13 protein-coding genes are annotated in these 13902 nt (G+C 73.2%); 2 read left to right on the forward strand and 11 right to left on the reverse strand.

Annotated features, from left to right (window positions below):
* Nucleotides 1–30: 30 nt before the first annotated feature.
* Both IE258_RS08960 and IE258_RS08965 read left to right on the forward strand, forming a co-directional pair.
* Nucleotides 31–1179: an aldose epimerase family protein gene (locus IE258_RS08960; RefSeq protein ID WP_189741324.1), complete on the forward strand. Its 1149-nt coding sequence runs from the start codon at nt 31–33 to the stop codon at nt 1177–1179.
* Between the two features lie 123 nt (nt 1180–1302).
* Nucleotides 1303–2940, forward strand: coding sequence for a pyridoxal phosphate-dependent aminotransferase (locus IE258_RS08965; RefSeq protein ID WP_189741327.1), 1638 nt, complete (start codon nt 1303–1305; stop codon nt 2938–2940).
* Between the two features lie 15 nt (nt 2941–2955).
* On the opposite strand, the gene IE258_RS08970 is transcribed toward IE258_RS08965, so the two are convergent.
* From IE258_RS08970 to IE258_RS09020, 11 genes are all read right to left on the reverse strand, one after another.
* Entirely contained in the window at nt 2956–4242 is a 1287-nt protein-coding gene (locus tag IE258_RS08970; protein ID WP_189741330.1) for a lytic transglycosylase domain-containing protein, read from the reverse strand.
* A 73-nt stretch (nt 4243–4315) separates the two neighbouring features.
* Nucleotides 4316–5059, reverse strand: coding sequence for a hypothetical protein (locus IE258_RS08975; protein WP_189741333.1), 744 nt, complete (start codon nt 5057–5059; stop codon nt 4316–4318).
* A 48-nt stretch (nt 5060–5107) separates the two neighbouring features.
* Nucleotides 5108–5656, reverse strand: a complete 549-nt coding sequence (locus IE258_RS08980) for an Rv1363c family protein (RefSeq protein WP_189741337.1) — start codon at nt 5654–5656, stop codon at nt 5108–5110.
* A gap of 26 nt (nt 5657–5682) precedes the next feature.
* Complete coding sequence (locus IE258_RS08985) at nt 5683–6453, reverse strand: hypothetical protein (protein WP_189741340.1); 771 nt, start codon at nt 6451–6453, stop codon at nt 5683–5685.
* Nucleotides 6453–6962 carry a hypothetical protein gene (locus tag IE258_RS08990; RefSeq protein ID WP_189741343.1) on the reverse strand — a complete coding sequence of 170 codons (510 nt, stop codon included), beginning with the start codon at nt 6960–6962 and terminating at the stop codon, nt 6453–6455. The genes IE258_RS08985 and IE258_RS08990 overlap by 1 nt, the downstream gene beginning before the upstream one ends.
* Nucleotides 6959–8260 carry an MlaD family protein gene (locus IE258_RS08995; RefSeq protein ID WP_189741346.1) on the reverse strand — a complete coding sequence of 434 codons (1302 nt, stop codon included), beginning with the start codon at nt 8258–8260 and terminating at the stop codon, nt 6959–6961. Before IE258_RS08995 ends, IE258_RS08990 begins: the two co-directional genes overlap by 4 nt.
* A complete protein-coding gene (locus IE258_RS09000; protein ID WP_189741349.1) occupies nt 8257–9516 on the reverse strand; it encodes an MCE family protein in 1260 nt (419 codons plus the stop codon). The genes IE258_RS08995 and IE258_RS09000 overlap by 4 nt, the downstream gene beginning before the upstream one ends.
* Nucleotides 9513–10526 (reverse strand): MCE family protein, encoded by a 1014-nt coding sequence (locus IE258_RS09005; RefSeq protein ID WP_189741352.1) that lies wholly within the window; start codon nt 10524–10526, stop codon nt 9513–9515. Before IE258_RS09005 ends, IE258_RS09000 begins: the two co-directional genes overlap by 4 nt.
* Nucleotides 10526–11578, reverse strand: coding sequence for an MCE family protein (locus IE258_RS09010; protein ID WP_189741355.1), 1053 nt, complete (start codon nt 11576–11578; stop codon nt 10526–10528). Before IE258_RS09010 ends, IE258_RS09005 begins: the two co-directional genes overlap by 1 nt.
* Nucleotides 11575–12639: an MCE family protein gene (locus tag IE258_RS09015; protein WP_189741359.1), complete on the reverse strand. Its 1065-nt coding sequence runs from the start codon at nt 12637–12639 to the stop codon at nt 11575–11577. The genes IE258_RS09010 and IE258_RS09015 overlap by 4 nt, the downstream gene beginning before the upstream one ends.
* Entirely contained in the window at nt 12636–13901 is a 1266-nt protein-coding gene (locus tag IE258_RS09020) for an MCE family protein (RefSeq protein WP_189741362.1), read from the reverse strand. Before IE258_RS09020 ends, IE258_RS09015 begins: the two co-directional genes overlap by 4 nt.
* Between the last annotated feature and the right edge of the window lies 1 nt (nt 13902).

The raw sequence follows: 13902 nt of genomic DNA on the forward strand, positions 1-13902 counted from the left end.
TCTTCTCACGGAAGTACAGGAGCCGCACGTATGGAACTGAGCAGACGAACGGTCATCGCGTCGGCGGCAGCGGCCGGCGTGGCCGCCACCGCGGTCGGCGGCACGGCGCACGCGTCGGGAGGCAGGAAACCCGTGAAGGAACTCTTCGGCAAGCTCGCCGACGGGACGAAGGTGTACCGCTGGTCGCTGGAGAACGGCGGCACCCGGATGAAGGTGCTGTCGTACGGCGGCGTCGTGCAGTCCCTGGAGATCCCGGACCGCCGGGGCCGCTACGCCAACGTCTCGCTGGGCTTCGACAACCTCGACGACTACGTCGCCCGCAGCCCGCACTTCGGCGCCCTGATCGGGCGGTACGGCAACCGCATCGCCAAGGGCCGCTTCACCCTGGACGGCAAGCAGTACCAGCTCTCCGTCAACGACGGGGAGAACTCCCTGCACGGCGGCGCCCTCGGCTTCGACTACCGGGTCTGGGACGTCGAGCCCTTCACCCACGGCTCGGACACCGGCCTGGTGCTCCACTACACCAGCGTCGACGGCGAGATGGGCTACCCGGGCACGCTCAGGGCGAAGGTGACGTACACCCTCACCCGGCGCGGCGACTGGCGCATCGACTACGAGGCCACCACCGACAAGGCCACCGTCGTCAACCTCACCAGCCACGTCTACTGGAACCTGGCCGGCGAGGGCAGCGGCACGATCGAGGACCACGAGCTGTCGATCGCCGCCTCCCGCTTCACCCCCACCGACGCGGGCCTGATCCCCACCGGCGAGCTGGCCCGGGTGTCCGGCACTCCCTTCGACTTCCGCCGGGCCAAGCCGATCGGCCGGGACATCCGGGACGCCCACCCGCAGCTGGTCACCGCCAAGGGCTTCGACCACAACTGGGTGCTCGACAAGGGCATCACCGACCGCCCCGAGCACATCGCCACCCTGAGCGAGCACACCTCCGGCCGCTCCCTGCGCATCGCCACCGACCAGCCGGGGCTGCAGTTCTACTCGGGCAACTTCCTCGACGGCACCCTCACCGGCACCGGTGGTTCCCTCTACCGCCAGGGCGACGCCCTGTGCCTGGAGACCCAGCACTTCCCGGACTCGCCGAACCAGCCGTCGTTCCCGTCGACGGTGCTGCGGCCCGGCGAGACCTACCGGACGTCGACGGTGCACTCCTTCGACGCGTAGGCGGCGGGGGACCCGGACGGCGCGGGCACACTTTCTTCACACCTGTTGAACGGTGCCCCGTCCGCCTCCGTATACAAGGGCGGCCCGTGTCCCCGCACGGGCCGCCCACTCACGGAGGTCCACTTGTCCGGCAACGTCACCTCGTTGTTCCGCAGCACCGCGGCGCACAGCCCCTCGATGGCGGCGCTGGCGCGGGAGAGCGGCGAGGCGGCGGGCGCGGGACCGGTGGACTTCTGCATCCCCTGCAACCCGTACTTCCCCACCCCGGCGATGTTCGACGAGATGGCCGGCCGGCTGCGCGACATCATCACGTACTACCCGAGCAGCGCCGACACCATCACCGCCGAACTGTGCAGCCTGCTCCAGCTCCCGCCGCAGTGCGTGGCGATGGGCAACGGCTCCACGGAGCTGATCACCTGGATCGACCACCTGCTGGTCCGGGAGTCCCTCGCCGTCCCCGTGCCCACCTTCGGCCGCTGGACCGACCAGCCCATGGAGACCGGCAAGCGGGTCGACATGTTCCCGCTCCAGGAGGCCGGCGGCTTCGCCCTCGACCTCGCCCGGTACGCCGAGTTCGTCCGGGCCAGGGGCACCCGGGCCGTGGTCGTCTGCAACCCCAACAACCCCGACGGCGGCTACCTGCACAAGCAGGCGCTGGTGCAGTTCATGGACGCGATGGCCGACCGGGACCTGGTGGTGATCGACGAGTCCTTCCTGGAGTTCGCCGACGCGGAGGCCGAACCCAGCGTGGTCCAGGAGGCGATGCTGCGCCCCAACGTCGTCGTACTGCGCAGCCTCGGCAAGAACTTCGGGCTGCACGGCATCCGCTTCGGCTACCTGGTCGCCAATCCGGCGCTCGCGGGCCGGGTGCGCGCCATGCTGCCCAAGTGGAACCTCAACTCCTTCGCGGAGCACGTGGTGTTCATGCTGCGCGACCACGGCCCCGAGTACGCCCAGAGCCTGCACCAGGTGCGGCGCGACCGCCTGGAGATGGCCGCCCAGCTGTCCGCGCTGCCCGGCCTGACCGTCTACCCCTCCCAGGGCAACTTCCTCTTCGTCCGGCTTCCCGTCGGCGCGGAGGGCACCGCCGTGCGCGACCGCATGCTCACCGAGCACCGGGTGCTGGTCCGGGAGTGCGGCAACAAGATCGGTTCCTCCAGCCGCTTCCTGCGTCTCGTGGTGCGCCCCCAGACGGACGTGCGTCGCCTGGTGACCGGCCTGGAACAGGTGCTCTACGGGGCCGGGAGGGGAGCCGCCGTGCCCGGGCCGGCCACCGGGACCGGCTACAGCTCGGGCACGGCGGCGGTGGACCGCCTGATGTACGAGACCAACGGTTCCGGCATGCGCGCGATCACCGCCCAGACCGCCGGTGCCGGTGCCCCGGGGCTCGCCGCCGCTCCGTCCCCCGGCACCGGCACCGGCACCGGCGTGCCGCTCCCTGCCGCGGCGCCCGTCGCGGCGCCCGTCGCTCCGGCGGCGGCCACCGCGCCCGGCCCGCCGCCGGTGCCCCAGCCGGTGCCGGGCCCCCAGCCGGCGCCGTACCCCGGGCCGGTGCCGGTCCCCCACCCGGCACCGGTCCCGCAGCCCGTGCCCGCGCCGGTTCCGGCGCCCGCCGCGTATCCACCGCCCGTCGGTCCCACTCCGCCCGGCGTCCCGGCTCGCGGCGGCCTCACCGCCGCCCAGGTCCGGGGCACCAACGGGCTGGAGTCCGTCCCGGCGACGGGCTGGCCGAACGCCGTGGGGATGGGCCGGGCGGGCTGATCCCGCCGCCTGCCGCTAACCGGCCGAGGCGGCCTGGGTGTCCGACGGCGTGGGGCAGGGCGAGCCCGTCGGGGATGCCGTGGGGTCGGGAGAGGCGGACGGGGTTTCCGGTTCCGTGGAGCAGTCGTCCGTCGGGGTCGGCGAAGGGCCCGGGTCGGTCGGGTCCGGCGAGGGGTCCGGGGACTCGGTGGGCGGCTCGGAGGTGCCCGGGCCGGTCGGCAGCGAGGTCGGGGAGGACGGTTCCGGTGCCGTGGACGGCACGGGGCGGGACGGGGACGGCCCGGGGGTGTCCGGCGTGGTGCTCGGGTCCGGGCCGATGTCGATGCCGTCGTGCCCGCCTCCGCCGCCGTTTCCGCCCCCGTGCCCACCGCCGCTGCCGCCGCTCCCTCCGCTGCCGCCGCTGCCGCCGTCGACGGGCTCGGTCGCCGGGGTGTCGCCGCCCGCGCCGGGGCTCTTCGGGACGACGCCCTTGCCGTCGGGGACGGTGTGGACGCCCCGGCTGTAGAACTCCAGCCAGTGCCTGACCAGTTCGAGGTAGGTGCGGGAGTTGTTGTAGCTGAGGACCGCCCGGTCCAGGTCCGCCGCCCGGCCCAGGTCCCGGTCGCCGGCGCACAGGTAGTGCCCGGCCGCCAGCGCCGCGTCGAAGACGTTGTTCGGGTCGGCGCGGCCGTCCCCGTTGCCGTCGGCGCCCCAGCGGGCCCAGGTGGACGGCAGGAACTGCATCGGGCCCACCGCACGGTCGTACACCGTGTCGCCGTCGTGGGCGCCGCCGTCGGTGTCCCGGATCAGGGCGAAGCCCCGGCCGTTGAGGGGCGGTCCGGTGATACGGCCGAGGGTCGTGCCGTTCCGGTCCACCGCGCCGCCCCGTGCCTGGCCGGACTCGACCTTGCCGATCGCCGCGAGCAGTTCCCAGGGCAGCCGGCAGCCCGGGTCCGTCCTGCCGACGGCGGTCTCGGCGGCGCGGTAGGCGCGCAGCACGGTGGCCGGGATGCCCGACTGGGCGCGGACCTCCGGCCCGAGCGCGGGAGAGGCGGCCGATCCGCCGTCGCGCGTCGTCAGCGGCGGGAGTTCGGTGTGGTACGAGCCGTCGCCGGGCGGGTCGAGCTCGGCGAACGGACCGTCCGGCACGGGCGCGTTCAGATCGTCGGCCGCCGTTCCGGCGTGGGTGTCCTCCGGGTCGCCGGTGAGGCCGGGGGCCTGGGACGCGGTGAGGGCCGCCATGGCCGCCACCGCGAGCGCGGTCGTGCGCAGTCCCTTGCGGGCCCGCCCGCGGTACAGGCGTCGGGCACGGCGTACGGACATGGTCGTCACTCCTGTCGGATCCGTCGGGGGTGCGGGGGCGGGGGTGGCCCACGAGGGCGGTCGGTCGTCCGGCTCAGCGGCCGAAGGTGTCGAGGGCGGAGACCAGCCAGCGTCCGTCGCGGTGCACGACGTCGACGGCGAGCATGGCCGCGGCGTACACGCCCTCGTCCTGCGCGGCCTCCTCGCCTTCCTTGCTCTTCTTGCCACCGGTGGCGACGCTGCTCTGGTCGGCGTAGACGAGGACCCGGGCCCGGTCGCCGTCGATCCGTTCGACCGCGCTCTCGGTGACCGTCGTGGTGATCACCGCCTTCTGCTCGTCGGCCCGGGCCCGGACGTCGGCGAGCAGGTCGTGGTGCTGGTCGACGGCCTTGCCCGTCAGGAGGTCCTTCGCCGCCTCGTCGAGGGCGCCGGGGTCCGCGTGGTCGTAGGAGAAGAGCCGGTCGACGGCCTTGGCCACCTGCCCCTTGATCTCGCTGGTGCGGGCGAGGTCGGTCAGCGCGGTGTTGCTCCGCTCGGGCTCGGACCTGAGCCCCTCGGCCTCCGCGTGCGCCCAGCCCGCGAAGCCGCCGAGGAGCACCGTGAGCGCGCAGAGCAGGAGGAGGACCGGGGGGCGGCGCGACCGGGACGGGGTGGGTTTCTCCTCCTCGGCCGCGGGCGGGTCGGCGGTGACGGTGTCCCCGGGCGACAGGACGGCCGTGGTGCCGCGCCCGGCCGTCCGCACCGGCGTGCGCTCGGGGTGCCCGGCGGGGGCGGCGGGCCGGGTCTCGCGGGCCTGGCGGCGCCGCTGGCGGTTGATGTGGTGACGGGTCGTCGACATGGTGCGGTGTCCTCCTCGCTGCGGCCGGCTTCGCGGTGCGGAACCGGGTCAGCCGGTCGATGTGCCGCCGACGGGTGCCTGTCCCAGGGCGCTCAGCTTCCACCGGCCGTCGGTCCGGGTGAGTTCGCCGAGCATGCGGCTGTCCTTGTCGCTCTTCGCCCCGTCGGCCGCCTCGACGGTGACGCGCAGGGCGACCAGTACCCGGGCGCGTCCGGCGCGGTCGTCGAGTTCGGTGACGGCGCCGGACAGCACCCGGGCGGTGCTCACCGTCTTCGCCTCCTTCACCTGGGCTGTGAACTCGTCCCTTCCTGAGGCGAGTTGCTCGTGCAGTTCTCCGGTGGTCGACGACTCCCACAGGTCCAGGCCGCGTTTCAGCTCACGGTGGTCGAGGGTGTTGAGGTTCTGCACGGCCTGCTCCCCGGCGGAGAGTGCCGCGTCCCGCTGGGCGGCGTACTCGGCCTGCTCGTCGTGGGCCGCGCGGTACCAGTCCTGACCGGCCCAGGCGGCGAATCCGCCCGCGACGAGAGTGAGGACGAGGGCCAGGGCCGGGAGCGGCCGGAGGCGGCCGGCGTGGAGGAGGCGGACCGCGCGTTTCATGGGGTGCTCCAGTCTCCCGCGCATTCTCAGCGGGCCTTGATGTCGACGATCCGCCACCGGTCGTCGTCGAGCCGTGCCGTGACGGTGAGTTGGGCCGCCGCGGTGGTGGCCTCGACGTCGCCTTCGTCCTTGCCCTTGTCCTTGCCGTTGCCGTTGCCGTCGCCGCGGTGGGAGCTCTGGTCGAGGAAGACCAGCAGGCGGGCCCGGTCGCCTTCGAGCTCGATCACTCCGGTGCGGACGGCCCGGGTGCTCAGGGTGACGCGCTGCTCGGTGAGGTCGTCGCGGACCCGGGCGAAGAGGGTCTCGTACTGGCGGGCGGCGCGGCCGTCGAGGACGGTGCTCGCGGAGCGTTCGGCGGCCGCGGTGCCGTCCGGCGTGTAGGAGAAGATCCGGGCGAGGGCGTCGCCGACGTCGCCCGCGACGCGGGTGGTGGCCTCGGTGTCGGTGAGCGCGTGGTTCCGGGCGGGCGCCTGGGACCTCAACTGGTGGGCCGCGTAGAAGAATCCGCAGCCGCCGAGGACGAGGACCGCGGCGGTCGCTGCCAGGACCGCCTTCCGCAGCCGCCCGTGCGGCACACCCTTCTCGCCGGGCGCGTCCCCGTCGGGCGCGTCCCCGTCGGGCGCGTCTCGATCGTCCGGGTCCCGGTCCGGCGCGTCCCGCGCGTTCCGGTCTGCCGTGTCCGTGGCGGGCGCGTCCCGGTCGGGCGCGTCCGTGGCGGGCGGGTCCGCGGGGTCCGGGGCCGGGTCCGTGCCGGGCTCCGGTGGAGGGGGCCTGCGCTGCAGCCAGGTCGGTGTCATCACTCCTCGCCCTTCCCTTCCGCCACCGGTACGGCGCTCAGTGCCCGCACCTTCCACTCCCCCTCGCCCGTGCGGGCCAGGACCGCCTCCAGGCGTTTGCGGTCGGTGGACGGCTTCTTGGTCCCGGCCGGGGTGACCTGGACGCGTACGGTGGCGATGAGCTTGGCCGTGCCGGACCGCGTGTCGAGGGCGGTGACGGCGGCGTCGGTGACCGTGCCGCGTGCCGAGGTCCCGGCCGCCGCCCCGGTGTCGCCGAGTTCCTCGCGCAGCGGCCCGGTGGTGACGGTGCGCCACTCCTGGATGCTCCGCTCCGCCCGCTGCCGGGTGGAGGCGTCGAGGGTGGTGAGGACGGCGATGCCCGCCCGCCCGTCGGCGAGCGCCTCGTCCCGCTCCCGGCCGTAGGCGAGCGCGTCGTCGGTGCGCGCCTGCGCGTACGTCCAGGCGCCGGTGCCGCAGACGCCGAGGGCCAGCACGAGCCCCGCCCCGGTGAGGATGCCCGCCCGCCTCATCGCGTGCTCCCGGTGGCCGGGGCGAGGAGACCGGTCAGGCCGGCCGGTGCCTCGCCGCTCTGTCCGGGCAGGGCGAGCGCACCGGGGAGGGCCGTGGAACCGTCCGCGGCGGGGGTGCCGTCCGCTGCCGGGGCGGCCCCGCCGCTGCCGGAGGGCAGGGAGCCCGGTCTGGCCGGGTCGGGCACCGCGCCGCCCTTCGGGGCGTTGGCCGAGCCGCGCACGTTCTTCCCGCTCGACGCCGGGGCGGTGCAGGCCGCGTCGGTGTTGAGGGCGGGGGCGGTGCCGAGGTCGAGGCCGTTGCGGTAGCGCGTGCCGCCGTAGCCGTCGGTGCAGGGCAGGGGGCTGAAGAAGGTGACGGCCAGGCCGAGGTTCAGCTTGCCCCCGTCGACGGCGCTGGCGCCCGCGGCGACGGCCGCCGGGTACTTCACCAGCAGCTCCTCGATGCCGCGCTGCCGGGTGACGGCTACCTCGGAGGTGGTGAGGAGGTTGGCGAGGACGACGCCGAGGCTGGGGTCGAGGTCCCGCAGCAGGCCGCTGACCTGCGTGGCGGCCTCGGGGGTGACCGCGAGCAGGCGGCGCAGGTCGGCGTCGGAGCCCTTGAGGGCGGCGGCCAGGTCCTTCGCTCCGGTCGCGAAGCCCCGGATGGCCTGCGCCTCCTCGGCCTGGGTGCGCAGGACGGTCTCGCCGTCGTTGATGAGGAGGGTGGTGGACGGCAGGGCGCGGTCGGCCGCCTCGACGAAGTCGCTGCCGCTGTCGAGCAGCACCTGGAGGTCGTCGCCGTGACCTTCGAATGCCTTGCCGAACTCGTCGACCACGGTGCGCAGATCCTCCAGCGGGACCGAGCCGACGAGGTCGTCGACGCTGGTGAGGACGTCGGTGACGGGTGCGGGCACCTCGGTGTCGGTCTGTTCGATGCGGGTGCCGTCGGCGAGGTAGGGGGAGCCGTCGCTCTCCGGCCGCAGGTCGATGTACTGCTCGCCGACGGCGGACAGCCCGGCGACCACGGCCTTGGTGTCGGCGGGGATGCGGGGCGCGGACTTCTTGATGCGCAGCTCGGCGACGACGCCCTCGGCGGTGAGGTCGATCGGTCCGACGCGGCCCACCGAGACGCCCCGGTAGGTGACGTCGGAGTGGGTGAACAGGCCGCCGGTGCGCGGGAGTCGGACGTCCACCGTGTAGTAGTCGGCGACGCCGACGTAGCGGCCGAGGTCGGCGTAGCGGATGCCGAGGTAGGAGAGGGCGAGGACGGCGATGAGGAGGAAGGCGAGGTTCTTCAACCGTACGGCCAGGGTGATCACCCGCGGTCACCTCCGGACGCCGGCCCGGCCCCTGACACGGAGGGCAGCGGCAGCGGCGAGGCGGAGCCCTGCTCTCCCGGGGACCCCTTCCGCGAGGTCGGCTTCTTCGCGGCCGGGTCCTTGGCGGCCGGCTTCTTCGCGGCCGGGTCCGATCCGCCGCCCTGCGCCGTCGCGGATGCGGTCGGCCCGGGCGTGCCCCCGTCCACCAGCGGCGGGATCACCTCGGTCCCGGGCACGGCGACCATGCTCAGGTACGCGTTGAGGTAGTCGCCCTTCACCCCGCGCAGCACCTCGTCGGTGAACGGGTACGTCAGCAGCACCTGGAGCGAGTCGGGCAGGTCCGTGCCCGCGTCGGCGAGCGCCTTCAGCGTCGGCGCGACGGCCTTGAGGTCGGCGATCATGTCGTCCTTGCTCGCGTTGATGGTGGAGACGGCGACGCCGGACAGCGTGTCCAGGGAGCGCAGCATGGTCAGCAGGGAGCCGCGCTGCTCCTCCAGCGTCTTCAGTCCGGGCGACAGGTCGGTGAGGACGGTGCCGACGTCGTCCTTGCGGGTGGCGAGGGTCGAGGAGAGCCGGTTGACGGCGTCGAGGGCGTCGGTGATGTCTCCGCGGTGGTCGTCGAGGTCGCCGACCAGGGTGTTGACCCGCTTCAGCATGGAGCGGACCTCGGGTTCGCGGCCGCCGAGCGCGGCGTTGAGCTCCCGGGTGATGGTCTTGAGCTGGTTGACGCCGCCGCCGTTGAGGAGCAGCGACAGCGCGCCGAACACCTCCTCGACCTCGGTGTTGCGGCTGGTGCGGGCCAGCGGGATGACGCTGCCGTCGGTCAGCCGGCCGGTTCCGGTCTCCTTGGCGGGCGCGACGAGCTGGACGTACTTCTCGCCCAGCAGGCTGGACTGTTCGAGCCGTGCGGTGGCGTCGGCGGGCAGCCGCACATCGCCGTTGATCTCCATGGTGACGCGGGCCGACCAGTCGTCCTCGCCGAGTTCGATGCCGGTGATCCGGCCGACGGCGACGTCGTTGACCCGTACGGCGGCGTGCGGCACGAGGCTGAGCACGTCCTGGAGTTCCGCGGTGACGGTGTAGGGGTGGTCGCCGAGGTCGGCTCCGCCGGGCAGCGGCAGGTCCTCGATGCCGTCGAAGCCGCTCGGTACGACGGTGACCCCGCCGACGGTCAGGGCGAGGGCGAGCCCGAGGGCGGCCAGTCCCCCGGCGGTGAGGCCGGCCACCCGGCCTCTGGAGAGCGTCGCGCGCTTCATCGCCCCTCCCCCTTCTCCGCCCCGGCCACGGGCAGCGGCAGCAGCGGGCCGCCCATGCTGATCTCGTTGAGGTTGCCGCGGCCGTCGAGGGTGCGGGTGTCGGGGTTGTAGGCGTTCACGACGTTGTCGGCGGCCAGCGGTGCCACGTCCAGCGCCTCGGCCAGCGAGGCCCGTTGCTCGACCAGGGTCCGGGTGATGGGCAGGAGCCGGTCGACGTTGTCCTTCAGCTCGCCCCGGTTGTCCTCGATGAAGGTCTTGACCTGGCCGAGGGCCTTGCCGAGTTCCTCCAGGGCGCCGGTGAGGTCGTCCTTGTTGTCGGCGAAGAAGCCGACGACCTCGTCCAGGCGTTCCTGGGCGGTGCGCACGTCGGTGTCCTTGTTCTTGAGCATGGTGGTGAAGGTCTGGAGGCCGGCGAGCGTCTTGAACAGGTCGCCGCTGCTGCCGTCGAGGGTCTTGGCGGCCTTGCCGAACTGCTCGACGCTGTCGCCGATGGCCTCGCCGTTGCCGTCGAGGTTGTCGGCGCCGGTCCTCAGCAGCTCGGACAGGGCACCGTCGGCGTTGGCGCCGTCCGGGCCGAGGGCGTCGCCGAGTTCGGTGATCGAGGCGTAGATCTGGTCGATCTCGACGGGGACGTGGTTGCGGGCGGCGGGCAGGACGGCGCCGTCGGCGAGGGCGGGGCCCTTGCGGTAGGCGGGGGTGAGCTGCACATAGCGGTCGGCGACGACGCTCGGCGCGACGACGACGGCCCGCGCGTCCTCGGGGACCTTGATCCCCGCGTCCAGGCGGAGGCCGACGCGGACCCTGGTGCCCTCGGGGTCCACCGACTCCACCTCGCCGACCCGTACCCCGAGGATGCGCAGGTCGGACCCGGCGTAGACACCGATGGCGCGGTCGAAGTAGGCGGTGACCCGGGTGCCGTCGGGTGCCAGGACCCGGGCGGCGGCCAGGCCGCCGGCGGCGAGGACCACGAGGGCGAGCACCCCGGTGAGGAACTTTCGGCGTCGGGTCATCACGCACCGCTCCCCTGGGCCGCCGCCGGCTGTTTCGGCGGCAGGCATCCGGTCTCGGGCTGGGAGGTCTCGGGCAGGTAGTCGCGGGGTACGACGCCGCACAGGTAGCTGTCGAACCAGCGGCCGTTGCCCAGGGTGTTGCCGACCAGGCGGTAGTAGGGGCCGACCAGGGCGAGGGTCTCGCCGAGCTGGGTGTTGTTCTTCTCCAGGACGGTGGTGACGCGGCCGAGTGCCTTGAGGGTGGGGCCGAGCTGCTTCTCGTTGTCCTTGACGAGGCCGCCGAGTTCGGTGCCGAGGTCCTGGCTGCCCTTGAGCAGGGCGCTGATGGCGGTGCGGCGGTCGCGGAGTTCGCCGAGCAGCGGGCCGCCGTCCTCGATGAGGGTCTCGAAGCTGGACTTGTTGTTCTCCAGCGTCTTGGTGAACTGCGCGCTTCCCTTGAGGAGTTCGGAGAGCTTCGCGTCGCGCTTCGAGATCGACTTCGACAGGTCGGACAGGCCGGTCGCCGCCTTGCGCACGTGCGGCGGGGAGTCCTTGAAGGTGTCGGAGATGGTCTCGAAGCTCTCCGCGAGTTTCCCGGTGTCGATGTCGTCGACGGTGCCGCTGAGGTCCTGGAACGCCTGCGTCACGTCGTAGGGGGAGGTGGTGCGGGTGAGCGGGATGCGGCTGCCGGGGTCCTGGCGGCCGGAGCCGAGCGGGTCGAGCGCCAGGTACTTGTCGCCGAGGACGGTCTTGATGGCGATGGCGGCGGTGGTGCGGTCGCCGAGCCAGGCGTCCTCGACCTCGAAGGTGACCTTCACCTTGGCGCCGTCGAGCGCGACGCCGGTGACCCGGCCGACCTTGACGCCCGCGATGCGCACCTCGTCGCCCTCGTCCAGGCCCGCCGCCTCGGAGAAGTCGGCGCTGTAGGTGGTGCCGCCGCCGAACGGCAGCCGGTCGACGTTGTAGGCGAGGAGGGCGATCAGGGTGAGGACGAGCAGCCCGGCGACGCCGACGGCGACGGGGTTGCGCTCCTTGACCGGCTTGATGCGAGGGCGGGGGCGGGGGCGCTTCATCCGCGGCACCTCGATTCGGTGATCGCGATGCCGGTCGGCGGCTTCGAGCCGTCGGAGGTGGTCACTCCGCTCACGCGCGCCTCGCAGAGGTAGAGGTTGAACCACGATCCGTAGGAGGACAGCCGGGTCAGGGCGGTCATCTTGGCGGGGGTCTTCGCCAGGAAGTCCTCGATCTGCGGGGTGTGCTCGCCGAGGTTGGTGGAGAGCCGGCCCAGTTCGCGGATGTCCTTCTTGAGGGGGGCGCGTCCGTCCTCCAGGAGCCCCGCGGTGACGGTGGTCAGGTCGCCCATGGCGGCGACGGCCTCGCCGAGGGGTTTGCGGTCCTGGTTGAAGCCGCTGACGAGCTTCTGGAGGGTGACGACGAGGTCGTCGAAGCTGTCCTCGCGGTCGTTGAGGGTGTCCAGGACGGTGGTGAGGTTCTCGACGACCTGGCCGATCACCTTGTCCTTGGCGGCGACCGTCGTACCGAGCGAGCCGATGTGGCGGATCAGGCTGTCGACGGTGGCGCCCTCGCCCTGGAGCACCTGCACGATCGATCCGGCCAGCTCGTTGACGTCCTTCGGGGAGAGTCCCTCGAACAGCGGCTTGAAGCCGTTGAAGAGCAGGGTCAGGTCGAGCGCGGGCGTGGTGCGGTCCAGCGGCACGGTGCCGCCCTCCGGGAGGGTGCCGGTGAGGTCCCCGCTGCCGCGGCCGAGGGAGACGTAGCGCTGGCCGACCATGTTGAGGTACTTCACGGCGGCGGTGGTCGAGCGGGGCAGCGTGCGGTCGTCGCGGACGGTGAAGGTGACCTGGGCGGTGCGCCGGTCGACGACGCGTACGTCGGTCACCTCGCCGACCGTCACCCCGGAGATCCGCACGCTGTCGCCGTCGACGAGCCCGGTGACGTCGCTGAACAGGGCCTTGTAGGTGCCGGCGCCGCCGTCGGAGTCGACACTGGTGCCGGCGACGCTCAGGCCGAGCACGGTGGTGGCGAGGGCGGTGACCACCACGAAGACGAGGGACTTGACCAGCGGTCCGGTCAGCGGACGGCGCCGGGTGTGCGCGTGGTCGGCGCCGGTCATCCGAGGGTCACCTCCGTACCGCGGTAGACGGGGCCGACCAGCAGGCTGCTCCAGTCGGGCAGGTCGCCGGGGCTCTTCCCGGCGGCGGGAGCGAGGAGTTCGTTGACGAGGTCGTTCTCCTGCGGGGAGTTGGCGGGCCCGAGGTCCTGCTCGGCCGCGGGGGTGGCGGCCTGTGCGGTGGCCCGGGGCAGGCTGCCGAGGTAGGGCACGGAGGGGCAGCGGGGGCCGCCGCCGGAGTCGTACACCGGGGTGTCGCGACCGGGGCGGTAGGCGCCGCGCGAGGCTACGGCGGTGACGTCGACGTGGATGCCGGGCCGGTCGGTGCCCTTGCCTAGCGCCTTGTCCATGGCCGGCACGAAGTCGGCGAGGGTGCGCAGGGTGCAGGGGAAGGCCGGGGAGTACTCGGCGAGCAGTTCCAGGGTGGGGCGGCTGGTGTCGCCGAGCCGGATGATGTTGTCCTTGTTCTTGCGCAGGAAGGCCGTGACGTCCTCGGCCGTCCGGGTCGTGGCGCCGAGGGTGGCGGCGAGTTCCGCGTCCTCCTCCGCGAGGGTGCCGCTGGTGGTGGTGAAGTCGGTGAGCGCCGTGACGATGTCGGGCGCCGCGTCCGCGTAGACATGGCTGACCTTCACGAGTTCCTTGAGGTCGCGGTTGAGGGCGGGCAGGTTGGGGTTGAACTCGGCCAGGTGCTCGTCCAGCAGGGTGAGCGTGTCGCCGAGCCGCTCCCCGCGCCCTTCGAGGGCCTGCGAGACGGCGGACAGGGTCGCGGAGAGCTTCTGCGGCTGGACGGCGGTGAGCATCGGCAGCACGTCGTCGAGCACCTGCTGGAGTTCGATGGCGTTCGCGGACCGGTCCTGGGGGACGACGGCCCCGGCGGCCAGCGGTTCGGGCGAGGGGTCCGCGGGCGGCACGAGGGCCACGAACCGCTCGCCGAACAGGGTGGTGGGCAGCATCTGCGCGCGGACGTCGGAGGGTACGTCGTCCAGTGCGCCGGGCTTCATGGCGAGGGTGAGCCGGGCGCCGTCGCCGGTGGCGTCGATGGCGCGGACCTCGCCGACGACCACGCCGCGCAGCTTGACCTCGGCGCCGGGGTGCATCTGGTTGCCGGCGCTGCCGGTCTCGACGACCACCGGGTCGGAGTCGGTGAACTCCTTGTCGTAGACGGCGACGGCCAGCCAGATCAGCAGGGCGGGTACCAGCACGAACACCACCCCGGCGAGCCGGCGGCGCAGTGCGTGTCCTCGGGGTCCCAGGCGTGCGCTCATC

Origin of the sequence: Streptomyces tendae (assembly GCF_014650435.1) — a bacterium.
Lineage (GTDB): Bacteria > Actinomycetota > Actinomycetes > Streptomycetales > Streptomycetaceae > Streptomyces > Streptomyces tendae.